This is a genomic window from Burkholderia sp. 22088 (genome assembly GCF_052045915.1).
In the GTDB taxonomy this organism is placed as follows: domain Bacteria; phylum Pseudomonadota; class Gammaproteobacteria; order Burkholderiales; family Burkholderiaceae; genus Burkholderia; species Burkholderia cepacia.
In genome coordinates, this window is the sequence record NZ_JBQEPY010000009.1 from 284,128 (window position 1) to 308,521 (window position 24,394).

Sequence of the window (24,394 nt, forward strand, 5' to 3'; positions counted from 1 at the left end):
TTCTCTCGGATGTTTTTTGTATCGAGCAGCCGGATAAGCCGCCCCCCGCCTCGATCGCGGCCGATAAGCCGAGGCGCTGGCCAATATACGCGAGCCCGTCAGCTTTGAAAAATTTTGAAATATTTGGCCGGCGGCCTGTGCGGCGCACACCTTTCAGGAATGCTTCGGTTCGCGAAACGTTGCATTTCACGTGCCTTTCACGGACTTTCGCGTTTACCCTGGAATACTAAAAATTCCAGGATTTCGTGCCATATCAGCCAACAAACGCGCGTGATCGCGAGCATTGCTCAGCAAAGCGAAATAGACGGATTCGTCTAATGGATGTGACCCGAAATGCGCGTGACGCGCATGCGCTGCAGCGCACAAACGGCCCGCGCGCGACCCGAGTGCAGCGCACGGGCGTCGAAACGGTCAATGTGACGGCGCGCTCGCGCCGTTCACTCCGATTGCGGCAGTTCGGCCGCGCCCATCCGGCGGGCGATGACTGCCGCGCGCTGCGCCTGGTAGGCCGAGCCGCGGTGCGCGTCGAACCAGCGCGGCTTCGGCAGCATCACCGCGAGGCGCGCCGACTGCCACGCGCCGAGCCGGCTCGCGGGAATCCGGTAGTAATAGCGTGCGGCCGCCTCGGCACCATACACGCCGCGTCCCCACTCGACGGAATTCAGGTAGATCTCGAAGATCCGCTCCTTGTCGAGCACCGTTTCGAGCATCCACGTGATGATGAGCTCCTGCCCCTTGCGGATGTAGCTCTTCTCGCGCGACAGGAACAGGTTGCGCGCGAGCTGCTGCGTGATCGTCGAGCCGCCCGCGACGATCCGGCCGCGCGCCTTGTTCTTCTCCCACGCCTGCAGGATCGCGTCGACGTCGTAGCCGTTGTTGGTCGCGAAGGTCGAGTCTTCCGACGCGATCAGCGCGCGCTTCAGGTTGCGCGAGATCTGGTCGTAAGGCACCCACTGGTGCTGGATCTGCGCGGGCGGCTTGTCGCGCGACAGCCACCACGCGTCGGTGCGCATGAACGCGGTCGAGCCCGGGTTCACGAACGACCACAGCGCGATCTGTACGAGATAGAACAGTTGCGTCGCGAGCCACGCACCCGCGAACACCGATCCCGCATAGACGATCCAGCGCGTCGGGCTCACCGTCCGCGTGTGCTGCGTGCCGCTCACCGCCACCACGTGCCGCGCCCCGTTCAGCTCGCCGCGAGCGCCTGGCGCAGCGCGGCCAGCACCGGTGCGCCGTCCGGACGCACGCCGCGCCAGATGAAGAACGATTCGGCCGCCTGCTCGACGAGCATCCCGAGCCCGTCGGCGGTGCGCGCGCCGAGCGACGCCGCATGCTGCATGAACACCGTCGGCTGCGCGCCGTACATCATGTCGTACGCGAGCGTGCCCGCGCCGAACGCGGCCGCGTCGCACTCCGGCAGCGCGGCATCGAGGCTGCCGGCCGTCGCGTTGATCACCACGTCATATGGCTCCGCGCGCACGACGTCCGGGCCGCCGCCCGCGAGCGTGCAGCCCGCATCGTGGGCGGCCTGCATGAACTGGCCGACGAGCGCCTCGGCCTTGCTCGCGGTGCGGTTCACGATCGTGATCGACAGCGGCGCGCGGTCAAGCAGCGGCAGCACGACACCGCGCGCCGCGCCGCCCGCGCCGAGCAGCAGGATGCGCGCGCCCGCCAGCGACACGCCGAGATTTGCTTCGATGTCGCGCACGAGGCCGACGCCGTCGGTGTTGTCGCCATGGATACGGCCGTCGGCGTCGATGCGCAGCGTATTCACCGCGCCCGCCGCCGCCGCGCGCGGCGACAGCGTGTCGGCAAGCGCATGCGCCTCGAGCTTGAACGGCACCGTCACGTTCGCGCCGCGACCGCCTTCGGCGACGAATGCCCGCACGGCCGCGTCGAAACCGTCGACCGGCGCGAGCCGGTGCGTGTATTCGACCGGCTCGCCCGTCTGCGCGGCGAACTGCGCGTGGATGAACGGCGACTTGCTGTGCGCCACCGGGTTGCCGAACACGACATAGCGGTCGGCGCCGCTCGTCGACGCAGCTGCGGTCATGATGCGCGCCCCTCTTCTTCGGCGTTGCCGCCCGTGGCTTCGCCGCCTTCACCACCTTCGCCGGCTGCTGCGCCGTCCGCCTCCGCCAGCGCTTCCGCCTCGGTTTCGGCCGTCGCGTCTTCGGCGTCGATCAGCGTGTCGTCGCCGCCTTCGGCGTCATCCTCTTCGTCGGCCGCGTCGCCGCTCGTCACGGTCGGCGCATCGAGCACGTTCAGCAACCGCACCGATGCCTCGATCGTCAGCTCGTCGAGCGACATCACGTCGAGCAGCACGCGCGTGCCGCGCGCATGCACGCCGAGCCCCGGCACGTGCAGCAGCAGCGGAATTTCCTCGAGGCGCACGAGATCGCCCTTCACCACGCTCGCGACGACCTGCTTCTTCTGCTCCTGCGCGAGCCAGCGCAGGCACCAGAAGTACTCCATCCGGCGCTGGTAGTCGGCGTAGGCCGTATACGTGTCGTCGAAGCCCTGCACGACCGCGTACAGGTCGGCGTCCTTCGGCTTGAACGGTGCGGCGAGCTTCGCGGTGACGCCGTGCTGCACGCACGCGAGCAGCTGCCACTGGTTCACGAGGTCGACGTAGCGGCGCAGCGGCGACGTGCTCCATGCGTACTGCGCGACGCCGAGACCTTCGTGCGGCGCGGCCGTCGTCTGCATGCGCGTGCGCTTCGGGCCCGGTGCGCCGAAGCCGCGCTGCGAGCGGTAGATGCCCGGCACCGTGTGATCGTGCAGGAACGCGCCCCACGTCGAGTTCGCGAGGATCGCGAGCTCCGACACGATCAGGTCGAGCGGCGAGCCGCGGCGGCGCGGCGTGATCGTCACGTGCTCGCCTTCGACGTAGAAGTTGTAGTCGGTGTTGCGCTGCACCTCGCGCTTCAGGCCGTAGCCCGCGCGCGCGACCTGGCGCTTCTCGAACAGCGCCTGCGCGAGCGGCCACAGCACGGCGATGTCGTCCTTGTGCGGATAGTCGCCGGTGCCGGCCGCGAGCGTCTCTTCGTTGACGAGCTCGTCGAGGTTGTTGTGTCGCAGGTTGTTCTTCACGAACACGAGCTCGGCGCGCGTCTCGTTCGCGACGATCTCCTGCGTTTCGCGGTTGACGATGATGTACAGCGACAGTGCCGGGCGGTAGTCGCCCTCTTTCAGCGTGAACACGTCGACGACGTCGTCCGGCAGCATCGTGATCTTGTCGCCCGGCATGTAGACGGTCGACAGGCGCGTGCGCGCGATCGCGTCGATCGCGTCGCCGCGCACGATGCCGAGCGCCGGCGCCGCGATGTGCACACCGATGCGCACGCGGCCGTCGGAGAGATGCTCGACCGAGAATGCGTCGTCGATTTCGGTCGTCGTGATGTCGTCGATCGAGAACGCCTCGACGTCCGCGCGCGGCAGGTCGTCCGGCAGCGGGCCGACCGTGACGGCCGGGAAGCCCGTGCCGTGCGGGAAGAACTCCGCGAGGAAGCGCGCCTCGTGCAGCGCGCGCGGCGACGCGATGCCGCCGCAGTCGAGCATCAGCCGCGCCGGCGACACGCCGCGCGCACCGGCCGCCGCCTCCATCGCCTTGTATTCGATCGCGTTCTTGTCCGGCCGCGTCAGCAGCCCGAGCACCTTGCCCGCGAACGCTTCCGGCAGCTTGCCGGCCTTCAGTTCCTCTTCGTACTGCGCCTGGACGAGCGCCTGCTGGCGCTTGCGCTCGAGCGACGCGAGCGCCATCTTGAGCTGCTCTTCCGGCGCGCGCTGGTACTGGCCGCGCCCCTTGCGGCGGAAGTAGACGGGCGAGCCGTGCAGTCGCAACACCAGCGCCGCCCGCTCCACCGGGCCGTACGTCGCGCCGAAGTATTCCGCGGCCAGCGCCGTATAAGCGAATTCGTCGGTCGGCGCGCATTCCCACAGGAAATCCAGGTCGATCTGCTGCGCGGCCGTGTCGGCTTCCTGCATCAGTTCGCCCGCGGCCGGCTTGTCGAATTCGATCAGCACGTCTTTCGCGCGCACCTTGGCCCGCCGCCCGCCGGGCAACTCGACCTGAAATGCGTCGCCCTGGCGCGACAGCACGCTGCCCGCCTTGAAACTGCCCGATTCCTCGAAGAAAACGTTCACTCAGTACTCTCGTTCAGACTGCCGGGCGCCGCGTCCGCGGCGCCGCATGATGATGGGAATTCGATCGGCACATGGCCGGATTAAGACGTCTTTCCGTCGCAAAACGCGAGAACGTCGTCGACATAGTCGGCAAATTCGCTGATCCCGTGATCGCTGCCTTCGATCACACGCGTCTTCGCGCCCGGGTAATGCGCGAGCATCTCGCGGTAATCGAGCACTTCGTCACCGGTCGCCGCGAACAGATAGTAGCGTTCGGCACGCGTGATTGCCGGCACGCGCAGCGCGTCGAGTTCATGCAGGTGATGGCGCTCGACGACGATCGTGCCGCCGCCGTGCCACAGCGGCTGTTCGCCCAGGTGCTGCTCGAGATCGCGCTGCGGCACGATGGCCGGATTCAGCAGCACGGCCTTCCAGCCGTGTTTTTCGGCCAGCCAGGTCGCGTAATAGCCGCCGAGCGAGCTGCCGATGACGGTCACGTCGCGCGCGCCGGCCACCTCGGCTTCCGCGACCGCGATCGCTTCGAGCGGCGACACCGACAGCGACGGGCACCGCCACTCGTCGCTGCGGCCGAGCTCGGCCATGCGCGCGGCGAGCTGGCGCGACTTCTGCGATTCCGGCGACGACCGGAAGCCGTGCAGATACAGGATCACGAGCGGCTCCCGAGCGCATCGAGCAGCTTCTGATGAACGCCGCCGAAGCCGCCGTTGCTCATCACGAGCACGTGGTCGCCCGGGCGGGCGGCTGCGACGACGGACTTCACCAGCAGGTGCAGGTCGTCGAACGCGTGCGCGCGGTCGCCGAGCGGCGCCAGCGCCTCGGCCAGATTCCAGCCGAGCGCGTCGCGCCCGGCCGGCGCGCCGTAACCGAACACGAGATCGGCGTCGGCCAGGCTCGCCGGCAATTGCGACTTCATCACGCCGAGCTTCATCGTGTTCGAGCGCGGCTCGAGCACGGCGAGAATGCGGGAATTCTGACGGCCGATGCGTGCACGAAGGCCGGCGATCGTGGTTTCGATCGCGGTCGGATGGTGCGCGAAGTCGTCGTAGACGGTCACGCCGTCCACGCTGCCGCGCACTTCCATGCGGCGCTTCACGTTGCGGAACGACGCGAGGGACGCGGCGGCCTGCGCGGGCGGCACGCCGACGTGGCGCGCGGCCGCGATCGCCGCGAGCGCGTTCATCCGGTTGTGATCGCCCTGCACCTGCCATGCGACTTCGCCGACGCGTTCCGCGTGCGAATACACCGCGAAACGCTCGTCGACCGGCACGCCGTCCTCGGCCGGCAGCGCCTGCCAGCCGCCGTCGACGCCGAACCGCTCGACCTCGCTCCAGCAGCCGCGCGCCAGCACGCGCTCGAGCGCGTCGGAACGGCCGTTCGTGACGATTCTGCCGACACCGGGCACGGTACGCACGAGATGGTGGAATTGCGTCTCGATCGCGGCGAGATCGGGGAAGATGTCGGCGTGATCGAATTCAAGGTTGTTCAGCACCGCGGTGCGCGGCCGGTAGTGGACGAACTTCGAGCGCTTGTCGAAGAACGCCGTATCGTATTCGTCGGCCTCGATCACGAAGAAGCTCGAATCGGTGAGCCGCGCCGACACGCCGAAATTCAGCGGCACACCGCCGATCAGGAAGCCCGGGTTCAGACCGGAGTCTTCCAGCAGCCACGCGAGCATCGACGACGTGGTCGTCTTGCCGTGCGTGCCTGCGACCGCGAGCACCCACTTGCCGGCCAGCACGTGCTCGCCGAGCCATTGCGGGCCGGATACATAAGGCAGGCCGCGATCGAGGATCGCCTCCATCAGCGGATTGCCGCGCGTGACGACGTTGCCGATCACGAACAGATCCGGTTTCAGGTCGATCTGCTCGGCGCCGTAGCCCTCGATCAGCGTGATGCCCTGCGCCTCGAGCTGCGTGCTCATCGGCGGATAGACGCCCGCGTCGCAACCCGTCACCGTGTGGCCCGCCTCGCGCGCGAGTACGGCGAGACCGCCCATGAAGGTGCCGCAGATGCCAAGAATGTGGATGTGCATAGATGAATGCTTTCGCGCCGCCGGGCGCCGTCGATTCGGAAAGGATGTGTGTGCGGCGCGCCGGACGGGCCGCGCGGCCGGCGCCCGGCCAACGGCTTTTGCCGCGACACAAAGAGCACTATTGTAACTGACGGCCTGCCGTGCCCGGCGGCCCGAACGATGCGCGCGAGCGGCGCCGGCACGCCGGGCGGCAGGCCGCCGCACCCGCGCTCGGGCGCCGCGGCGATCGAGTATGATTGCCGGATCATGTCTCGCAAACCTCTTATCGACCCGCGGCGCCTCCGCGAGGAAATTGCCCAGTCCGCCGCCCGCCTGATCGCGGAGGACGGCCTCGACTATGCCGGCGCAAAACGCAAGGCCGCGCGCCAGTTGCTGGGCGACTCGCGCGTTGCAGGCGAATGGCTGCCGGATAACGACCAGATCGAGGAAGAACTACGCGAGTACCTCGCGCTGTTCCAGAGCGACACGCAGCCGGACGAACTGCGCCGCCTGCGCGAAGTCGCGCTCGACTGGATGCGCCGGCTCGCCGAGTTCCATCCTTATGTGACGGGTGCCGTGCTGAACGGCACCGCGAACGCGCATTCGGATATCCATTTGCAGGCATTCACCGACAACCCGAAGGACGTCGCGATCTACCTGCTGAACCAGAACGTCCAGTACGACGTGTCCGAGACGCGGCATTTCGCGGGCCGCGCCGACGTCGAGACGCTCAGTTTCCTGTGGCGCCCGCGGCGCGACGTGGATGCGATCGGCATCCATCTCGCGCTCTATGCGAGCGACGACCTGCGCGGCGCGGTCAAGGCCGACGCGCGCGGCCGGGTCGCCCGTGCGGATGCCGCCGCGCTGCGCGCGCTCGTCGAAGCAGGCAAGGCCCCTTCCGAACCGGAATGATTCAACGATGATGATGAAACGCATGTTGGCGCTCGCGGTCGTCGCGGCCGCCGCCGTTGCCGGCGGGCTCGCCGCCGGCCATTGGTTCCGCGGCACCGCCGATGACGGGGTCGCCGTCGCCGCGCCCGCCGCACAGGGCAGCCCGGTCGAACAGTTGTGGGCGGCCTCCCTGACGGGTGTCGACGGCAAGCCGGCCACGCTGTCCGCCTTCAAGGGCCAGAAGGTCGTCGTCAATTTCTGGGCGTCATGGTGCGGCCCGTGCGTCGAGGAGATGCCGGAGCTCGTCGCGCTGTCGCACCAATACAAACAGAAGGGCATCCGTTTCATCGGGATCGGCGTCGATTCCGAACAGAACGTGAAGAACTTTCTGCAGAAGGTGAAGGTCGACTATCCCGTCTTCGTCAGCGGCTATGCGGGCGCCGATCTGGCCCGCAATTTCGGGAATACCGCCGGCGCGTTGCCGTTTACGGTCGTCATCGACCAAACCGGCAAGATTCGCGAGACAAAATTGGGACAAATCCAGCCGGCCGAGCTGAAAAAGACGCTCGACGCGCTGTAACCTGCCCGAACGGCAGCCCGGACGTTGTCGGCGATTTGCCCGTCGATCGCCGCAATTTCGCGTGAATTCGCCGATACTTTGCATGCGCGCCGGTAATTCTTGCAGGTCCCGCGCGCTCGGCCGTTCGGCAAAACTAGACAAATTTCTCTAAATAGCGCTAAAGTTCGCGCAATTCCGCAGAAATAGAAGCGACCATGACACGATTGCTGGTGCTGCACGGCCCCAACCTGAACCTTCTCGGCACCCGGGAACCGGAGGTGTACGGCCGCGTCACGCTCGCACAGATCGATCAGGCGCTTGCCGCGCGCGCCCGGGAAGCCGGCGCCGAACTGTCGTCGTTCCAGAGCAACCATGAAGGCGCGCTGGTCGACCGCATCCAGGCCGCGCGGGAGGAACAGACCGATTTCATCCTGATCAATCCGGCCGCGTATACGCACACGAGCGTCGCGATCCGGGACGCGATCGCCGGCGTTGGCATCCCGTTCGTCGAGGTTCACCTGTCGAACGTGCATCGCCGCGAAGCGTTCAGGCACCACTCCTACTTTTCCGACCAGGCCGAAGGCGTGATCTGCGGGCTCGGCTGGAAAGGTTATCTGTACGCGCTCGAGTACGCGCTGGACAAGCTGCAAGGCACGTCGCGCGGCTGAATTCGCGATCTAGATTCAGCGCCGGCCCCTAACCGGCGCTTTCACGTATTGAAAGGGGAATTCCCGATGGATCTTCGTAAGCTGAAAACTCTGATCGACCTCGTTTCCGAATCCGGCATCTCCGAGCTGGAAGTGACGGAAGGCGAAGGCAAGGTGCGCATCGTCAAGAACGCGCCGCCGGTCTACGTGCAGCCGACGGCTGGGTATGCCCCGCAAGTCAGCGCGCCCGCTCCGTCGGTCGCGCTGCCGACCGAAGGCGCTGCCGCGCCGGCCGCTGGCGGCGCTGCCGCACCGGCCGCCCCGCAGGGCCACGTCGTGACGTCGCCGATGGTCGGCACGTTCTATCGCGCGCCGTCGCCGGGCGCGGACCCGTTCGTCCAGGTGGGCGACACGGTCAAGGAAGGCCAGACGATCTGCATCATCGAAGCGATGAAGCTGCTCAACGAGATCGAGTCGGACAAGGCCGGCGTGATCAAGGAAATCCTCGTCGAGAACGGCCAGGCCGTCGAATACGGCCAGCCGCTTTTCGTGATCGGCTAAGTCCGCCGCGCGGCCTGCGGGCCGCGCTCCGCCGATGCTCGCCAGGCGCCGTTCGCGCGCCCCTCGAAGAGACGAATACTCGCTATGTTTGAAAAAATCCTCATTGCCAACCGCGGTGAAATCGCGCTGCGCATCCAGCGTGCGTGCCGCGAGCTCGGCGTCAAGACGGTGGTCGTCTACTCGGAAGCCGACAAGGAAGCCAAGTACGTGCGCCTCGCGGACGAAGCCGTCTGTATCGGCCCGGCCCCGTCGAACCTGAGCTACCTGAACATGCCGGCGCTGATCAGCGCCGCGGAAGTCACCGACGCCGAAGCGATCCACCCCGGCTACGGCTTCCTGTCGGAGAACGCCGATTTCGCGGAACGCGTCGAGCAGTCGGGCTTCACGTTCATCGGCCCGCGCCCGGAAACGATCCGCATGATGGGCGACAAGGTCACCGCGAAGCAGACGATGATCAAGACCGGCGTGCCGTGCGTGCCGGGCTCGGAAGGCGCGTTGCCGGACGATCCGAAAGAGATCGTCAAGATTGCGCGCGCGATCGGCTATCCGGTCATCATCAAGGCGGCGGGCGGCGGTGGCGGGCGCGGGATGCGCGTCGTGCACACCGAGGCCGCGCTCGTCAACGCGGTCAACATGACCCGCGAGGAAGCCGGCCGTGCGTTCGGCAACCCGCAGGTGTACATGGAGAAGTTCCTCGAGAACCCGCGCCACATCGAAATCCAGGTGCTGTCCGACGCGTACAAGAACGCGATCTGGCTCGGCGAACGCGATTGCTCGATGCAGCGCCGCCACCAGAAGGTGATCGAGGAAGCGCCGGCGCCCGGCATTCCGCGCCGCCTGATCGACCGCATCGGCGACCGCTGCGCGGACGCCTGCAAGAAGATGGGCTATCTCGGCGCGGGCACGTTCGAATTCCTGTACGAAAACGGCGAGTTCTACTTCATCGAGATGAACACGCGCGTGCAGGTCGAGCATCCGGTTTCGGAGCTGATCACGGGCGTCGACATCGTGCAGGAACAGATCCGCATCGCGGCCGGCGAGAAGCTCACGCTGCGCCAGCGCGACATCCAGTTCCGCGGACATGCGATCGAATGCCGGATCAACGCCGAAGATCCGTTCAAGTTCACGCCGTCGCCGGGCCGGATCACGTCGTGGCATACGCCGGGCGGCCCCGGCGTGCGCGTCGATTCGCACGCCTACAATGGCTATTTCGTGCCGCCGAACTATGATTCGATGATCGGCAAGCTGATCACCTACGGCGCGACGCGCGAGCAGGCGATCAGCCGGATGCGCATCGCGCTGTCCGAAATGGTCGTCGAAGGCATCCAGACCAACATCCCGCTGCACCGCGAGCTGATGATCGATTCGAAGTTCGTCGAAGGCGGCACCAGCATCCACTACCTCGAAAACCGGCTCGCCCAGAAGCAGCAGGTCGCACCGGAAGAAGCGTAAGCATGAGCTATCGCGAACTCGTCGTCGAACTGGCCCGTGAGCACGCGGAGGCACTGTCCGACGCGCTGCTCGAACTCGGCGCGCTGTCGGTGTCCGTGGAAGACGCCGACGCCGACACGCCCGACGAACAGCCGCTCTTCGGCGAGCCGGGCCTCGTGCCCGACCGCACCGCGTGGCAGCACTCGCGCGTGGTCGCGCTGCTCGCGGCCGAGCATGAGCCGGCCGTGCTGCTCGCCGCGGCTGCCAACGAGATCGGCATCGCCGAAACGCCAACGTTCGTCGTCCGCGAAGTCGAGGAACAGGACTGGGTGCGACTCACGCAATCGCAGTTCGAGCCGATCCCGATCGGCGAGCGGATCTGGGTCGTGCCGTCGTGGCACGATGCGCCCGATCCCGATGCGCTCGTCCTCGAACTCGATCCGGGCCTCGCGTTCGGCACCGGCAGCCATCCGACCACGCGCCTGTGCATGGAATGGCTCGAGCAGTCGGTGAAACCCGGCCAATCGGTGCTCGACTACGGTTGCGGCTCGGGCATTCTCGCGATCCTCGCGAAGAAATGCGGGGCGAACCCCGTCATCGGCATCGACATCGATCCGCAAGCCGTCGAATCGGCGCGGCAGAACAGCGAACGCAACCGTGCAGAAGTCACGTACGGGCTGCCCGATGCGTGCCCGGACGGCGAATTCGACATCGTCGTCGCGAACATCCTGTCGAATCCGCTGAAGCTGATGGCGTCGATGCTCGCATCGAAGGTCAAGCCGGGCGGGCGCATCGCGCTGTCGGGCGTGCTCGCGCGCCAGGCGGACGAAGTCGCGGCCGTCTACGCGCGCTACGTCGACATCTCGGTCTGGCGTGAACACGAAGGTTGGGTATGCCTCGCCGGAACCCGGCGCGAAAGCCATTAGAATAGCGCTGTCCTTCACTCTGGCCAGCAGGCCGCCCGGCTCGACATGCTTCTTGCGACGCGCTGCCCTCATTGCGAAACCGTCTTCCGGCTGCAGCAGGAACAGCTCTCGCTGCATCAAGGGCTCGTGCGCTGCGGGCATTGCCACGAAGTCTTCAACGCATCCGAGTCGCTCGTTCCCGAGCACGCGCAGCAGCCCGAGCCGGCTCTGACCGAACCGGCTGCCGCGCCGGACGAAGGCAACGCGCACCATCCGGCCCCGCCGGCCCGGCTGTTCACTACCGATGCGCCGGCCGGGGCATCTTCCGACACCGATTACAAGCCGGAAGGCTGGGACATGTGGGCGCCGTGGCTCGACGCCGGCGTCGACCCGTCGCTGCAACACAACGTGCAGACCGTGCGCACCGAGCCGCTGATTCCGCTCGCCCTTCCGTCCACCGACGCCGGCGTCGTTCACTTGTCGGGTACGCCCGCGCCGTTCGCCCCCTCCCCGGCCGAGCTGGACACTTCCGCTGCCGTCGCGCAACCAGCCGAATCGCTGCAGACGCAAACGCCGCGGGATACCGAACCATCGGCCGCGCCCGTCGAGCGCGACCCGCGTGAGCCACGCTTCGTCGCACACCGGCCGTCGGACGCAGATACCGCTCACGATGCCGCCGAACCCGTTGGCACCGCACACTTTGCCGTGCCGGACGACGAACGCGCGCCGCGCGAACCGCGTTTTGCATTCGCACCGGCACCGGCCATCGCCGCGGCCGGATCCGAACCCGACACCGGTACCGGCGCAAAGGCACCGCACGAAGAGAAACCAGCCGCGGCCGCCAGCGCGCCGGCCGCACCGTTCCCCGCTGCGCTGACCGACGACGATCGCCCTCACTTCGCCGTCACGCGCGAGACGCGCGCCCCGCAGCGGCGCGGAATGCTCGGCGGCTTTTTCGGCGGCCTCGTCGCCGCCGTGCTGGCCGTGCTGCTCGTCGCGCAACTCGCGTGGTGGCAACGCGAAACGCTGATGATCCACTGGCCGGTCACGCAGGGCTGGTTCCGGCAGGCCTGTGCGCCGCTCGGCTGCACGGTCGCGCCGCCGCGCGCGATCGACGGCCTGCGGCTCGACGCGACCGACCTGCGCCAGCTCGACGGCCCGCGCGAGCTCGAGCTGAAGGTACCGCTGACGAACCGCTACCGCGTCGCGCTCGCCTACCCGTCGCTCGAACTGACGCTGCTGGACGACACCAACCACGTGACCGTGCGCCGCGTACTCGCGCCGCGCGACTACGTGCGCCCGGGCACGCCGATCGACGCCGGGTTGCCGCCCGGCACGACGCAGACGATGGTCGTCCGCCTCGAAACGAACGGCACGCCCGCCTCGAATTTCCGCGTCCAGATCTTCTATCCGTGACGCACCGCGGCGCGCGCATGCGCGCCCGTCTCAACCCGCGCGCCCGAGCGGCGCGCTCATTCGGAGCACGAACATGAGCAAAGTTACGCTGGGTGGCAACCCGATCGATCTCGCCGGCACGTTCCCGGCCGTCGGCGCGCAAGGCGCCGATTTCAAGCTGGTCGGCAAGGATCTCGCCGACCTGTCGCTCGCCAGCTTCGCCGGCAAGCGCAAGGTGCTGAACATCGTACCGAGCCTCGACACGCCGACCTGCGCGACGTCGACCCGCAAGTTCAACGAAGCCGCATCGTCGCTCGACAACACGGTTGTCGTCGTCGTGTCGGCCGACCTGCCGTTCGCCGCGACGCGCTTCTGCACGACCGAAGGCCTCGAGAACGTCGTGACGGCTTCGACGTTCCGCACCGGCCGCGCATTCGCGAACGCATACGGCGTCGACGTGACGAGCGGCCCGCTGAACGGCCTGACCGCCCGTGCGGTCGTCGTGCTCGACGCGCAGGACAAGGTGATCCACTCGGAACTCGTCAGCGAAATCAAGGACGAGCCGAACTACGATGCAGCGCTCGCCGCACTGAAGTAAGCTTTCTTCCGCTTTCCCCTGCCGCGCCGCGCCTTTCGCGCGGCGTTGTCGCGCAGGGCCCCTCATTTCTACAGGAACGCACACCTTGGCTACGTTGATTTGCGGCTCGATCGCCTACGACTCCATCATGACCTTCGAAGGGCGGTTCCGCGAGCACATCCTGCCCGACCAGGTGCACCTCATCAACCTGAGCTTCCTGGTGCCGACGATGCGCCGCGAATTCGGCGGCTGCGCGGGCAACATCGCATACGCGCTGCACCTGCTCGGCGGCGATGCACGCATGATGGGAACGGTGGGCGCGCTCGACGCGCAGCCGTATCTCGACCGGCTCGACCAGCTCGGCCTGCGCCGCGACCACGTTCGCGTGCTGCCCGATACCTATACGGCGCAGGCGATGATCACGACCGATCTCGACAACAACCAGATCGCGGCGTTCCACCCGGGCGCGATGATGCAGTCGCACCTGAACCACGCGGGCGACGCGCCGGACATCAAGCTCGCGATCGTCGGCCCTGACGGCTTCGACGGGATGGTGCAGCACGTGGAAGAGCTCGCCAAGGCCGGTGTGCCGTTCGTGTTCGATCCGGGCCAGGGCCTGCCGCTGTTCGACGGTGCGACGCTGCGCCGCAGCATTGAACTTGCGACCTATGTAGCGGTCAACGACTACGAGGCCAAGCTGGTGAGCGACAAGACGGGATGGTCCGAAGATGAAATCGCCAGCCGGGTCGACGCCCTCGTCATTACGCGTGGCGAGCACGGCGCGACCATCCGCCACAAGCAGGGTGCGGAGCAGATTCCGGTCGTACCGGCCGAGCATGTCGCCGATCCGACCGGCTGCGGCGACGCCTTCCGGGGCGGCCTGCTGTACGGCATCGAGCATGGCCTCGACTGGGCAACCACGGGCCGCCTCGCGAGCCTGATGGGCTCGATCAAGATCGCCCACCAGGGGCCCCAGACTTACGTACTGACGCGCGCCGAGATCGACGCGCGCTTCGAGACTGCCTTCGGTTACAGTCTCAAATGAATATTGTGGGAGAGCAAAGATGTTGACGAAAAAGACCCTCACGCTCGCGGCCATGCTGACGGCCTCGCTGACGCTCACCGGTTGCTTCACCGCGCCGGGCTCGGCGGATGTCTATAGCGTCGGCCAGGCGCAACGCGAACAGACGGTTCGCATGGGCACGGTCGAAAGCGTCCGTGCAGTGCGCATCCAGTCCGACGGCGGCGGCAGTGCGATCGGCACGCTCGGCGGCGGCGCACTCGGTGCGGTGGCAGGCAGCGCGATCGGCGGCGGCAAGGGATCGATCCTGACCGCGATCGCGGGCGGTCTCGTCGGTGCGGTCGCGGGCAACGCGGTCGGCGAAAACCTCAGCACGGCAAACGGTGTCGAAATCACCGTGCGCCTCGACAACGGCGATCTGCGCTCGATCACGCAGGCAGCAAGCGGCGAAGCGTTCCGCGCCGGCGAACGGGTGCGACTGCTGTCGAGCGGCGGCGTCACGCGCGTCACGCACTAACAGGTACCTCAGCTCGCGGCGCAAGCCGCGGTCGAACGCATGTGCGAAGCTGCACATGCGTTTTTTTTTCGGCCGTACTCGCCGCGGCCCGCATACGGGCAGCCGACACACAGGCTCCCAGGCACATCGACAAACACGGACGAAAAAAATCCCGCCACCTGAGCCAGATGGCGGGACTGATTGAGTAGCGCTACTCAACCCACGGACACCATGTGAGTGTCCGGGTGGTACGGGTCAGCCTCGATTACGGACGGCTGCCGGTCGGGAACGGCCATGCCGCTGCCGGGTTGAGCGCGGTCTTCACGCCCGATGCCGGCGCAACCGATGCGGTCGACGCGGTCGTTGCCGGCGCAGCCTTCTTCACGACGGCCTTCTTCGGAGCTGCAGCCTTCTTGGCCGGTGCAGCAGCCTTCTTCGCCGGAGCAGCGGCCTTCTTCGCAGGAGCAGCGGCAGCCTTCTTCGCAGCAGGCGCAGCCTTCTTCGCGGCAGCCTTCTTCGCAGGCGCGGCCTTCTTGGCAGCAGCCTTCTTAGCAGGCGCGGCCTTCTTCGCAGCAGCCTTCTTCGCCGGTGCGGCCTTCTTCGCAGCAGCCTTCTTCGCCGGTGCGGCCTTCTTCGCAGCAACCTTCTTCACTGCGACTTTCTTGGCTGCAACCTTCTTCGCTGCGGCCTTCTTCGCCGGTGCTGCCTTCTTCGCAGCAACCTTCTTCACCGCGACCTTCTTGGCTGCAACCTTCTTCGCTGCGGCCTTCTTCGCCGGTGCTGCCTTCTTCGCGGCAACCTTCTTCACCGCGACCTTCTTCGCAGCAACCTTCTTCACTGCAGCAGCCTTCTTCGCCGGAGCAGCAGCCTTCTTCGCAACGGTCTTCTTGGCAGCAACTTTCTTAGCAGCCGGTTTCTTCTTGGCGGTAGCCATGTTGTTCTCCTTCAGGTTCAGATGAGAGTCAGTTCAAACTACACCCTTCGTCAAAACCCGCTTCCCGCGGACGCTGTTCAGGACGTGCGCTTCGAAGCGGGCTATTCATCGGCGTACGCGGATACCACGCGCTTACGCTAATGAATACGGTATGGCGCGCGTGACCACCCGGCCTCGCGCGCCAAATCAAGTCGGTAGCCGGCGCACCTCGCGCCGCTACCCCTAATCGCTTGATCAAGCGGACCGCCACACGGCCGTCCGCTTTTTCCGGAGGGAAGTTTGCCCATCCCACTGAAGGGTTCGCAAAGTGCCTGTCGTGTCGTTGGGCCGTTAAGGCACCGGGCATGCTTTGCATCAGGCGTTCTTGCTCCTAAACCTTGGGCCGGGGCCGAGAGGCCGCCGGCTGCTCACATCATGTGACGGGTTCGCTGCTGCGGGTTATTCCCAGGACAGCGCACCGCCCGTCTGATACTCGATCACACGCGTCTCGAAGAAGTTGCGTTCCTTCTTCAGGTCGATCATCTCGCTCATCCACGGGAACGGGTTTTCCTCGTTCGGGTACAGCGGATCGAGGCCGATCTGCTGGCAACGGCGGTTGCTGATGAAGCGCAGGTAGCTCTTGAACATCGACGCGTTCAAACCCAGCACGCCGCGCGGCATCGTGTCTTCGGCGTAGCGGTATTCGAGTTCGACAGCCTGCTTGAACAGCTCGCGAATCTCGGCGCGGAATTCCGCGGTCCAGAGATGCGGGTTCTCGAGCTTGATCTGGTTGATCAGGTCGATGCCGAAATTGCAGTGCATCGACTCGTCGCGCAGGATGTACTGATATTGCTCTGCAGCACCCGTCATCTTGTTCTGGCGGCCGAGCGCGAGGATCTGCGTGAACCCGACATAGAAGAACAGGCCTTCCATGATGCAGGCGAACACGATCAGCGACTTCAGCAGCTTCTGGTCCGCTTCGAGCGTGCCGGTCTTGAAGGCCGGATCCGTCAGCGTGTGGATGAACGGGATCAGGAATTCGTCCTTCGCGCGGATCGACGTGACCTCGTGGTACGCGTTGAAGATCTCGCCTTCGTCGAGACCGAGCGATTCGACAATATATTGGTACGCGTGCGTGTGGATCGCTTCCTCGAACGCCTGGCGCAGCAGGAACTGCCGGCACTCGGGCGCCGTGATGTGGCGGTACGTGCCGAGCACGATGTTGTTCGCCGCGAGCGAATCGGCCGTCACGAAGAAACCGAGGTTGCGCTTCACGATGCGGCGCTCGTCCTCGGTCAGACCGTTCGGGTCCTTCCACAGTGCGATGTCGCGGGACATGTTGATTTCCTGCGGCATCCAGTGGTTCGCGCAACCCGCCAGATACTTTTCCCACGCCCACTTGTACTTGAACGGCACCAGCTGATTCACGTCAGTCTGGCCGTTGATGATGCGCTTGTCGGCGACATTGACCCGCGCTTCCGAACCGCCGGCGGGAACAGCCGATGCTTGCGGCGGCACCGCAAGATCGCCTTCGAAAATGTCACGGACCTGATGGGCGGCAGGCGTTGCAGCCTGCATTCCGACAGCCATCCCGGCGGAGGTGCGCATTGCGTTTTGCTGCGCTCCGCTCGCGGGGGTTACGGCAGTCTTCTCGTCATCCCAGTTGAGCATAAATTCTCACCATCAATTTAGAACGGTTTGTACCATCTTTTCCTGAGCGATAAAAGGGTTCGCTCACGAAAAATCCTTTTTTCGATTCGCGTTGCGACCTCGATACAACACTTTGATCAACGCATCGTCATTCATGCAGCGCGCGATGTGAGTCGCGCGTGTATCGCGAGGTGCGCTCGACGCATCGAACGCTGATCGAAACACGACGTCGTCGGGGATGTTTCGATCGCTTGTCACTGCCTGCAACGCAGGTGCCGCGTTACAGATTCCTTATCATTTTTTTAGTTGAGAGCGGCGCACACTTCAACCTCGATCGGTCGTCGTGTGCGCCGCCCTTGCCTGCTTCTCAGGTCAGGCGCACTGCGTTACTGGCACGCTTCGCATTCGTCGAAGCCAGGATCGCCCGGACGCATCGTGCACACCGGACCATCCGCCTCGACCGGCGCAAGCGCCGGCGCTGCGTTGACCGCGCCCGACGACGCATCGCCGCCCGCCGCACCAAAGCCGCCCGCTGCGCCTTGCGCGCCGCCGCTGCTCGAGCCGCCGCTCGTCGGCACTGCGTTCAGTGCGCCGTGCGCGACCGTCGATTTCTCGACGTGCGTCGCCGCCATCGTGCGGAGGTAGTAGGTCGTCTTCAGGCCGCGCAACCATGCGAGCTTGTAGACCTCATCGAGCTTCTTGCCCGACGCGCCGCCCATGTAGATGTTCAGCGACTGCGCCTGGTCGATCCACTTCTGGCGACGCGATGCCGCTTCGACCAGCCACGTCGGGTCGACTTCGAACGCGGTCGCGTAGATCGCGCGCAGGTCGGCCGGGATGCGGTCGATGCGCGACAGCATGCCGTCGAAGTACTTCAGGTCGGCGACCATCACTTCGTCCCACAGGCCGCGTTCCTTCAGGTCGCGGACGAGGTACTCGTTGACCACCGTGAATTCGCCCGACAGGTTCGACTTCACGTACAGGTTCTGGAAGGTCGGCTCGATACAGGCCGACACGCCGATGATGTTCGAGATCGTCGCCGTCGGCGCGATCGCGACGCAGTTCGAGTTGCGCATGCCGTGTGCGGCGATCCGCGAACGCAGCGACGTCCAGTCGAGCGACTCCGACGTGTCGACCTCGACGTAGCCGCCGCGCGCTTCCGTCAGCAGCTTCAGCGTGTCCTGCGGGAGGATGCCGCGATCCCACAGCGAGCCGCGGTAGCTCGAGTAGCGGCCGCGCTCTTCGGCCAGCTCGGTCGACGCGTAGTACGCGTAGTAGCAGACCGCTTCCATCGAACGATCGGCGAACTCGACCGCCGCTTCCGACGCGTACGGCGTGCGCAGCAGGTGCAGGCAGTCCTGGAAGCCCATGATGCCCATGCCGACCGGACGGTGCTTCAGGTTCGAGTTACGCGCCTTCGGCACCGCGTAGTAGTTGATGTCGATCACGTTGTCGAGCATGCGCATCGCGACGCTGATCGTGCGCTTCAGCTTCTCGTGGTCGAGCGCATAGCTGCCGTCGGCCTGCTTCACCAGGTGGGCGACGAGGTTCACCGAGCCGAGGTTGCACACCGCGATTTCGGTGTCGCTCGTGTTCAGCGTGATTTCCGTGCACAGGTTCGACGAGTGGACGACGCCGACGTGCTGCTGCGGCGAGCGCACGTTGCACGGATCCTTGAACGTGATCCACGGGTGGCCCGTCTCGAACAGCATGCCGAGCATCTTGCGCCAGAGTTGCTGCGCCGGGATCTTCTTGAACAGCTTGATCTCGCCGCGCGCGACCTTCTCTTCGTAAGCCGTGTAAGCCTTCTCGAAATCGGCGCCGAACTTGTCGTGCAGGTCCGGGCAGGTCGACGGCGAGAACAGCGTCCAGTCGGCGCCTTCCATCACGCGCTTCATGAACAGGTCGGGAATCCAGTTCGCCGTGTTCATGTCGTGCGTACGGCGGCGGTCGTCGCCGGTGTTCTTGCGCAGCTCGAGGAATTCCTCGATGTCGAGGTGCCACGATTCGAGGTACGCGCAGACCGCGCCCTTGCGCTTGCCGCCCTGGTTCACCGCGACGGCCGTGTCGTTCACGACCTTCAGGAACGGGACCACGCCTTGCGACTTGCCGTTCGTGCCCTTGATATGCGAGCCGAGCGCACGCACGCGCGTCCAGTCGTTGCCGAGGCCGCCGGCGAACTTCGACAGCAGTGCGTTTTCCTTCAGCGCTTCATAGATGCCGTCGAGATCGTCCGCGACCGTCGTCAGGTAGCACGACGACAGCTGCGAGCGGTGCGTACCCGAGTTGAACAGCGTCGGCGTCGAGCTCATGAAGTCGAAGCTCGACAGCACGTTGTAGAACTCGATCGCACGCGTCTCGCGGTCGATCTCGTTCAGCGACAAGCCCATCGCGACGCGCATGAAGAATGCCTGCGGCATTTCGATGCGGGTGCCGTCGACGTGCAGGAAGTAGCGGTCGTACAGCGTCTGCAGGCCGAGGTAGCCGAACTGCAGGTCGCGGTTCGCGTCGAGCGCTTCGCCGAGGCGCTTCAGGTCGAACTGCAGCAGCTTGTCGTCGAGCAGGCCGGCGTCGACGCCGCGCTTCAGGAACTGCGGGAAATATTCCGCGTAACGGGCCGGCATCTCGGCCTGGACGACTTCCTCGCCGAGGATCTCGCGACGGATCGTGTGCAGCAGGATGCGGGCCGTGACCTGGCTGTATGCCGGGTCCTTCTCGATCATCGTGCGCGCTGCGAGGATCGCCGAGTCGTAGACCTGGCTCATCGGCACGCCGTCGTACAGGTTCTTCACCGTTTCGGCGACGATCGGGTCAGGGTTAACCGCAGCGCCGAGGCCGTCGCATGCCGACACGATCAGCGCGCGCAGCGCGTTCAGGTCGAGCGGACGCGTGACGCCGTTGTCGACGACGTTGATGCCGGTGCTCGACTCGCCGCCCGCTGCCGCTGCTTCCTCGCCCGCATGCTGGCGCTCGAGGTGACGCTTCTCGCGATACAGCACGTACGCACGCGCAACGTTGTGCTCGCCGCCGCGCATCAGCGCGAGTTCGACCTGGTCCTGGATGTCTTCGATATGGAACGTACCGCCGTTCGGGCGGCTGCGTACGAGCGCGCGCACGACGTTGTGCGTCAGCTGTTCGACCTGCTCGCGCACGCGCGCCGATGCCGCGCCCTGCCCGCCATTGACGGCCAGGAAAGCCTTGGTCACCGCGATCGCGATCTTCGAAGGTTCGAACGATACGACGCTGCCGTTGCGGCGGATCACCTTGTAGTCGGCGAACGTGGCCTGCGGCGCGAGCGCCTTCGCGCCCTGTTCGGTCCCGCCGAGCGGACGGCTCGAGGCGCTCTCGTACTGGGACGTCGCGTTGTCGGTGGTTTGCATGTGCAAAGCTCCTGGTGTTGGATGGTGCGGAGAGAACCGCGGATTAAAACGAACGCTGCGCAACGCGGTGCGCGAGCGGTAAGAGGCGAGCGATGCGCCGGGGAAGCCGGTTCGGTCGATGCGCGACAACCGAGCCGGTCGTGTGCTTCGTCATGTATACCCTGCCCCGTCGAAGTTCGCTGCGCTGATCGCGACGCCCGGACCGCCCGGCCTGACGCGCCGCCCTGAGAACCCTGTCCGCCGGCGTTGGCCGCCGGCCGGTGCCGCTCGGGTTTCCCCTGCAACACACACTATATCTAGTGCAGAACTGCTCAACTGGCACCAAGTATAGTGGACATTCGGAGGACGTCCAAACGGATAATTTGCGGTGGAGGTCTTGACATCGCTCACGCGCAGACACGACAAGGCATTGGTCGGAGAAAAAACTTTCTCCGGTCAAAAAACCCCGCGATCAGTGCTGACGGAAAGGAAAGTATTCGGCGGAAAACCCGGCATCGCTCGCGAAGCGTTGCCAATCGAAATGCGGGCCCGGGTCGGTCTTGCGGCCCGGCGCGACGTCCGAGTGCCCCGCGAATGCGTCGACCGGGTAGCGTGCGGCGAGCGCGCGGGAGAGTGCGGCGAGCGTCGCGTACTGCGCGTCGTCGAACGGCACGTCGTCCGCGCCCTCGAGCTCGATGCCGATCGAGAAGTCGTTGCAGCGCGGCCGGCCGAAGAATTCGGACGAGCCCGCGTGCCACGCACGCTCGTCGCACGACACGAACTGCACGAGTTCGCCGCTGCGGCGGATCAGGAAGTGCGCGGACACGCGCACGCCGCGCAGGTGGCTCTGGTAATAGGGGTGCGCATCGCAGTCGAGGCGATTCAGGAACAGCGCCTCGATCGCGTCGCCGCCGAACTCGCCGGGCGGCAAGCTGATGTTGTGGACGACGACGAGCGTCGGCACCGCACCCGCGGGCCGCACCTCGTAATTCGGCGACGGCGCGTGGCGCGCTTCGCGCACCCAGCCGTGTGCGTCGACCGACAGTCGTGCTGCGTCGTTCATCGGGCGTCGTGGCCGCTCGCGCGTGCGCCGTGGCGCTGCGCGTGCTCGGTGCTGCAGAAGTATTCGCCGCCCGCGACGACGGCATCGCCCTTCGGCGCATGCACGCCGCATTCGGCGCAACGCACCATCGGCTCGGGCAGCGAGCGAGCGGCGTCGCCGTTCGGCCGCGCAGCCCCGGGGCCGCCGGTGCCGGGCGCGCCGTCGTAACCGGCGCCGCGGCCGGTGCGCGCCTGCGCGTGCTCCTGCGCCTGGCGCAGCTTGCGCGCGAGCCACGAACCCGCGAAGAAGAGAAGGATCAGGAGAAGAATCTGTCGCATCGGAAACCTGCGTTCAAACCACGGAACGGTGCAGCAGCACCTCGAAAACGAACCGGCTGCCGACATACGCGAGCAGCAGCGCGGCGAACGACACGAGCACCCAGCGCGCGGCACCGCGGCCACGCCAGCCCGATGTCTTGCGGGCAACCAGCAGGCCGCCGAACATCAGCCACGACAGGATCGCGAATACAGTCTTGTGGTCGAGCCGCAGCGCGCGCGCGTCGACCTGCTCGCTGAACAGGATGCCCGACGCGAGCGTCAGCGTGAGCAGCACGAAGCCGGCGCCGATCAGGCGGAACAGCAGCTTCTCGAGCGTGAGCAGCGGCGGCAGCGTCTCGAGCCAGCTCGCGATCCAGCCGGTCGAGCCGTCGCGTCCGCCGCTCCTCAGCGACTGCAGGCGCCGCTCGACCATCAGCATCAGGATCGCGTGCAGCGCGGCGATCGCGAACAGCCCGTACGCGATGTTCGCGATCAGGAAGTGCAGCTTGAACAGCGGCGCTGCGGCATAAGGAAGCACCCGCACGCCGCCGAACACGAGCGGCAGCAGCGACGCACCGCACGCGAGCGGCAGCACGAGCAGCCGCAGGCTGTCGAGCGGGAAGAAGAAACTCTCGATCCAGTAGATGCCGGCGCCGAGCCAGAACATCGCGGACAGCGCGAACGCGAAGCCGAACACCATCGCGTCGTGCGGGAAGATGGTCGTATGGAGCAGCACGCCGTGCGCGACGAGCGCGGCGAACAGCAGCGCGCGGCCGGCCCCGCTCATCCCGGACGCGGCGGACGCGGGAACCGGCACGGCCGGCACGCTCGCGACGAGCGGCGTCGCGCCCTGGCGGTGCGTGCGCCAGCCTGCGACGGCAAGGCCGCCGTACAGGAATGCGGTGAGGGCATACAGTACAATATCCATGTTCGAAGTTTACACTAGGCCCCCTTCCCGCGACGGCTCCCTTTGTTCGGTTCCGCCGCGCCTTCGGGCCCCACTGTCCATCGCTCCCCATGCTCGACAATCTCACTCAACGGATGGCGCGCGTCGTCAAGACGCTGCGCGGCGAGGCCCGGCTTACCGAGGCGAACACGCAGGAGATGCTCCGCGAGGTGCGTCTCGCGCTGCTGGAGGCCGACGTTTCGCTGCCGGTCGTCCGCGAATTCATCGCCAAGGTCAAGGAAAAGGCGCTCGGCGAAGAAGTGATCAGCAGCCTGTCGCCGGGTCAGGCGCTCGTCGGCGTGGTCCAGAAGGAACTGACCGCCGTGATCGGCGGCGACTACGAAGGCAAGGCCGCCGAGCTGAACCTCGCGGTCACGCCGCCCGCGGTGATCCTGATGGCCGGCCTGCAGGGCGCGGGCAAGACCACGACCGCCGGCAAGCTCGCAAAGCTGTTGCGCGAGAAGTACAAGAAGAAGGTGCTGACCGTGTCGTGCGACGTGTATCGCCCGGCCGCAATCATGCAGCTGAAAACGGTGAGCGAACAGGTCGGCGCCGACTTCTTCCCGTCCACGCCGGATCAGAAGCCCGTCGACATCGCGGTCGCGGCCGTCGACTGGGCGAAGCGCCACTACCATGACGTGCTGATCGTCGATACGGCCGGCCGCCTCGGTATCGACGAGGCGATGATGCAGGAAATCGCCGCGCTGCACGGCACGCTGAAGCCGGCCGAAACGCTGTTCGTGGTCGACGCGATGCTCGGCCAGGACGCGGTCAACACCGCGAAGGCATTCAACGACACGCTGCCGCTCACCGGCGTCGTGCTGACCAAGCTTGACGGCGATTCGCGCGGCGGCGCCGCGCTGTCGGTACGCCACGTCACGGGCAAGCCGATCAAGTTCGTCGGCGTGGCCGAGAAGCTCGACGGTCTCGAGGTGTTCCACCCCGACCGGATGGCAAACCGGATCCTCGGCATGGGCGACATCCTCGCCCTCGTCGAGGAGGCGCAGCGCGGCGTCGACGTGCAGGCCGCGCAGAAGCTCGCCGACAAGGTCAAGAAAGGCGGCGACTTCGACCTGAACGATTTCCGCGCGCAGATCTCGCAGATGAAGAACATGGGCGGCCTGTCGTCGCTGATGGATAAACTTCCGGCGCAGTTCCAGCAGGCGGCGGCCGGCGCCGACATGGGCCAGGCCGAGAAGTCGATCCGCCGGATGGAAGGCATCATCAGCTCGATGACGCCCGCCGAGCGCGCGAAACCCGAGATCATCAAGGCGACGCGCAAGCGCCGCATTGCAGCCGGCGCGGGTGTGCCGGTGCAGGAAGTCAACCGGATGCTGAACCAGTACGACCAGATGCGTACGATGATGAAGAAGCTGAAGGGCGGCAACATGCAGAAGATGATGCGCGGCCTGAAGGGCATGATGCCCGGCATGCGCTGATTCCGCCCATCGGCCGGCGCGCGGGTTTTTGCTGTAGCGCGCGCCGTCCGTTCTGCTTCATTCTTATTTGTATACCGACTGCCCG

Annotated in this window: 23 protein-coding genes; 11 read left to right on the top strand and 12 right to left on the bottom strand. The window is 66.2% G+C overall.

The genetic code is table 11. The features are described 5' to 3' along the window. Positions 1 to 437: 437 nt before the first annotated feature. From mtgA to mpl, 5 genes are all read right to left on the bottom strand, one after another. Positions 438 to 1,175: a monofunctional biosynthetic peptidoglycan transglycosylase gene (gene mtgA / locus ACTJLD_RS19395; RefSeq protein ID WP_042976647.1), complete on the bottom strand. Its 738-nt coding sequence runs from the start codon at positions 1,173 to 1,175 to the stop codon at positions 438 to 440. 14 nt (positions 1,176 to 1,189) lie between these two features. Beyond that, on the bottom strand, positions 1,190 to 2,056 hold the full coding sequence (aroE, locus tag ACTJLD_RS19400) for a shikimate dehydrogenase (RefSeq protein ID WP_027788422.1): 867 nt from the start codon (positions 2,054 to 2,056) through the stop codon (positions 1,190 to 1,192). Beyond that, positions 2,053 to 4,149 (bottom strand): ribonuclease catalytic domain-containing protein, encoded by a 2,097-nt coding sequence (locus ACTJLD_RS19405; protein WP_027788423.1) that lies wholly within the window; start codon positions 4,147 to 4,149, stop codon positions 2,053 to 2,055. The genes aroE and ACTJLD_RS19405 overlap by 4 nt, the downstream gene beginning before the upstream one ends. Positions 4,150 to 4,229: 80 nt before the next feature. Continuing rightward, complete coding sequence (locus ACTJLD_RS19410; protein ID WP_119338966.1) at positions 4,230 to 4,799, bottom strand: YqiA/YcfP family alpha/beta fold hydrolase; 570 nt, start codon at positions 4,797 to 4,799, stop codon at positions 4,230 to 4,232. Further along, a complete protein-coding gene (mpl, locus tag ACTJLD_RS19415; RefSeq protein ID WP_224052407.1) occupies positions 4,796 to 6,385 on the bottom strand; it encodes a UDP-N-acetylmuramate:L-alanyl-gamma-D-glutamyl-meso-diaminopimelate ligase in 1,590 nt (529 codons plus the stop codon). The genes ACTJLD_RS19410 and mpl overlap by 4 nt, the downstream gene beginning before the upstream one ends. Before the next feature lie 42 nt (positions 6,386 to 6,427). Here mpl and ACTJLD_RS19420 point away from each other — a divergent pair, with 42 nt between their 5' ends. The 10 genes from ACTJLD_RS19420 to ACTJLD_RS19465 all read left to right on the top strand — a co-directional run bounded on the left by ACTJLD_RS19420 (position 6,428) and on the right by ACTJLD_RS19465 (position 14,664). Next, positions 6,428 to 7,072, top strand: a complete 645-nt coding sequence (locus ACTJLD_RS19420; RefSeq protein ID WP_440659441.1) for a UDP-N-acetylmuramate--alanine ligase — start codon at positions 6,428 to 6,430, stop codon at positions 7,070 to 7,072. A 7-nt stretch (positions 7,073 to 7,079) separates the two neighbouring features. After that, complete coding sequence (locus ACTJLD_RS19425; protein WP_021161888.1) at positions 7,080 to 7,631, top strand: TlpA family protein disulfide reductase; 552 nt, start codon at positions 7,080 to 7,082, stop codon at positions 7,629 to 7,631. Between the two features lie 194 nt (positions 7,632 to 7,825). Continuing rightward, positions 7,826 to 8,278, top strand: a complete 453-nt coding sequence (aroQ, locus tag ACTJLD_RS19430) for a type II 3-dehydroquinate dehydratase (protein WP_011350880.1) — start codon at positions 7,826 to 7,828, stop codon at positions 8,276 to 8,278. 66 nt (positions 8,279 to 8,344) lie between these two features. Further along, a complete protein-coding gene (gene accB, locus ACTJLD_RS19435) occupies positions 8,345 to 8,818 on the top strand; it encodes an acetyl-CoA carboxylase biotin carboxyl carrier protein (protein ID WP_021161889.1) in 474 nt (157 codons plus the stop codon). A gap of 84 nt (positions 8,819 to 8,902) precedes the next feature. After that, positions 8,903 to 10,270 carry an acetyl-CoA carboxylase biotin carboxylase subunit gene (gene accC / locus ACTJLD_RS19440; protein WP_021161890.1) on the top strand — a complete coding sequence of 456 codons (1,368 nt, stop codon included), beginning with the start codon at positions 8,903 to 8,905 and terminating at the stop codon, positions 10,268 to 10,270. A gap of 2 nt (positions 10,271 to 10,272) precedes the next feature. Continuing rightward, a complete protein-coding gene (prmA, locus tag ACTJLD_RS19445) occupies positions 10,273 to 11,175 on the top strand; it encodes a 50S ribosomal protein L11 methyltransferase (protein ID WP_021161891.1) in 903 nt (300 codons plus the stop codon). A 45-nt stretch (positions 11,176 to 11,220) separates the two neighbouring features. Continuing rightward, positions 11,221 to 12,570 carry a DUF3426 domain-containing protein gene (locus ACTJLD_RS19450; protein ID WP_440659442.1) on the top strand — a complete coding sequence of 450 codons (1,350 nt, stop codon included), beginning with the start codon at positions 11,221 to 11,223 and terminating at the stop codon, positions 12,568 to 12,570. 73 nt (positions 12,571 to 12,643) lie between these two features. Further along, positions 12,644 to 13,147 (top strand): thiol peroxidase, encoded by a 504-nt coding sequence (gene tpx, locus ACTJLD_RS19455; protein WP_027788427.1) that lies wholly within the window; start codon positions 12,644 to 12,646, stop codon positions 13,145 to 13,147. Positions 13,148 to 13,232: 85 nt separating this feature from the next. Further along, the gene (locus ACTJLD_RS19460) at positions 13,233 to 14,171 is read left to right on the top strand and encodes a carbohydrate kinase family protein (protein ID WP_059697874.1); all 939 of its coding nucleotides are present in this window, start codon (positions 13,233 to 13,235) and stop codon (positions 14,169 to 14,171) included. 19 nt (positions 14,172 to 14,190) lie between these two features. After that, positions 14,191 to 14,664, top strand: a complete 474-nt coding sequence (locus ACTJLD_RS19465) for a glycine zipper 2TM domain-containing protein (RefSeq protein ID WP_021161893.1) — start codon at positions 14,191 to 14,193, stop codon at positions 14,662 to 14,664. Positions 14,665 to 14,908: 244 nt separating this feature from the next. On the opposite strand, the gene ACTJLD_RS19470 is transcribed toward ACTJLD_RS19465, so the two are convergent. The 7 genes from ACTJLD_RS19470 to ACTJLD_RS19500 form a co-directional block, all read right to left on the bottom strand. Next, a complete protein-coding gene (locus tag ACTJLD_RS19470; RefSeq protein ID WP_021161894.1) occupies positions 14,909 to 15,577 on the bottom strand; it encodes a histone H1-like DNA-binding protein in 669 nt (222 codons plus the stop codon). A 28-nt stretch (positions 15,578 to 15,605) separates the two neighbouring features. Further along, complete coding sequence (locus ACTJLD_RS19475) at positions 15,606 to 15,932, bottom strand: hypothetical protein (RefSeq protein ID WP_080982133.1); 327 nt, start codon at positions 15,930 to 15,932, stop codon at positions 15,606 to 15,608. 83 nt (positions 15,933 to 16,015) lie between these two features. Further along, positions 16,016 to 17,227, bottom strand: a complete 1,212-nt coding sequence (locus ACTJLD_RS19480) for a ribonucleotide-diphosphate reductase subunit beta (protein ID WP_014898151.1) — start codon at positions 17,225 to 17,227, stop codon at positions 16,016 to 16,018. Between the two features lie 365 nt (positions 17,228 to 17,592). After that, on the bottom strand, positions 17,593 to 20,586 hold the full coding sequence (locus tag ACTJLD_RS19485; RefSeq protein WP_027788430.1) for a ribonucleoside-diphosphate reductase subunit alpha: 2,994 nt from the start codon (positions 20,584 to 20,586) through the stop codon (positions 17,593 to 17,595). A 451-nt stretch (positions 20,587 to 21,037) separates the two neighbouring features. Then, the gene (ampD, locus tag ACTJLD_RS19490) at positions 21,038 to 21,628 is read right to left on the bottom strand and encodes a 1,6-anhydro-N-acetylmuramyl-L-alanine amidase AmpD (RefSeq protein WP_021161899.1); all 591 of its coding nucleotides are present in this window, start codon (positions 21,626 to 21,628) and stop codon (positions 21,038 to 21,040) included. Then, on the bottom strand, positions 21,625 to 21,945 hold the full coding sequence (locus ACTJLD_RS19495; protein WP_027788431.1) for a PP0621 family protein: 321 nt from the start codon (positions 21,943 to 21,945) through the stop codon (positions 21,625 to 21,627). Before ACTJLD_RS19495 ends, ampD begins: the two co-directional genes overlap by 4 nt. 13 nt (positions 21,946 to 21,958) lie before the next feature. Then, positions 21,959 to 22,852 carry a cytochrome C assembly family protein gene (locus ACTJLD_RS19500; protein ID WP_027788432.1) on the bottom strand — a complete coding sequence of 298 codons (894 nt, stop codon included), beginning with the start codon at positions 22,850 to 22,852 and terminating at the stop codon, positions 21,959 to 21,961. 89 nt (positions 22,853 to 22,941) lie between these two features. Here ACTJLD_RS19500 and ffh point away from each other — a divergent pair, with 89 nt between their 5' ends. Continuing rightward, positions 22,942 to 24,309: a signal recognition particle protein gene (gene ffh, locus ACTJLD_RS19505; protein WP_021159890.1), complete on the top strand. Its 1,368-nt coding sequence runs from the start codon at positions 22,942 to 22,944 to the stop codon at positions 24,307 to 24,309. Positions 24,310 to 24,394: the final 85 nt, after the last annotated feature.

Bases quoted from the DNA above. Each gene is read 5' to 3' on its own strand.
- aroE (WP_027788422.1), bottom strand. From the start codon at position 2,056: ATGACCGCAGCTGCGTCGACGAGCGGCGCCGACCGCTATGTCGTGTTC.
- ACTJLD_RS19420 (WP_440659441.1), top strand. From the start codon at position 6,428: ATGTCTCGCAAACCTCTTATCGACCCGCGGCGCCTCCGCGAGGAAATT.
- ACTJLD_RS19425 (WP_021161888.1), top strand. From the start codon at position 7,080: ATGATGATGAAACGCATGTTGGCGCTCGCGGTCGTCGCGGCCGCCGCC.
- aroQ (WP_011350880.1), top strand. From the start codon at position 7,826: ATGACACGATTGCTGGTGCTGCACGGCCCCAACCTGAACCTTCTCGGC.
- accB (WP_021161889.1), top strand. From the start codon at position 8,345: ATGGATCTTCGTAAGCTGAAAACTCTGATCGACCTCGTTTCCGAATCC.
- accC (WP_021161890.1), top strand. From the start codon at position 8,903: ATGTTTGAAAAAATCCTCATTGCCAACCGCGGTGAAATCGCGCTGCGC.
- prmA (WP_021161891.1), top strand. From the start codon at position 10,273: ATGAGCTATCGCGAACTCGTCGTCGAACTGGCCCGTGAGCACGCGGAG.
- ACTJLD_RS19450 (WP_440659442.1), top strand. From the start codon at position 11,221: ATGCTTCTTGCGACGCGCTGCCCTCATTGCGAAACCGTCTTCCGGCTG.
- tpx (WP_027788427.1), top strand. From the start codon at position 12,644: ATGAGCAAAGTTACGCTGGGTGGCAACCCGATCGATCTCGCCGGCACG.
- ACTJLD_RS19465 (WP_021161893.1), top strand. From the start codon at position 14,191: ATGTTGACGAAAAAGACCCTCACGCTCGCGGCCATGCTGACGGCCTCG.
- ACTJLD_RS19470 (WP_021161894.1), bottom strand. From the start codon at position 15,577: ATGGCTACCGCCAAGAAGAAACCGGCTGCTAAGAAAGTTGCTGCCAAG.
- ACTJLD_RS19475 (WP_080982133.1), bottom strand. From the start codon at position 15,932: ATGCAAAGCATGCCCGGTGCCTTAACGGCCCAACGACACGACAGGCAC.
- ACTJLD_RS19480 (WP_014898151.1), bottom strand. From the start codon at position 17,227: ATGCTCAACTGGGATGACGAGAAGACTGCCGTAACCCCCGCGAGCGGA.
- ACTJLD_RS19485 (WP_027788430.1), bottom strand. From the start codon at position 20,586: ATGCAAACCACCGACAACGCGACGTCCCAGTACGAGAGCGCCTCGAGC.
- ampD (WP_021161899.1), bottom strand. From the start codon at position 21,628: ATGAACGACGCAGCACGACTGTCGGTCGACGCACACGGCTGGGTGCGC.
- ACTJLD_RS19495 (WP_027788431.1), bottom strand. From the start codon at position 21,945: ATGCGACAGATTCTTCTCCTGATCCTTCTCTTCTTCGCGGGTTCGTGG.
- ACTJLD_RS19500 (WP_027788432.1), bottom strand. From the start codon at position 22,852: ATGGATATTGTACTGTATGCCCTCACCGCATTCCTGTACGGCGGCCTT.
- ffh (WP_021159890.1), top strand. From the start codon at position 22,942: ATGCTCGACAATCTCACTCAACGGATGGCGCGCGTCGTCAAGACGCTG.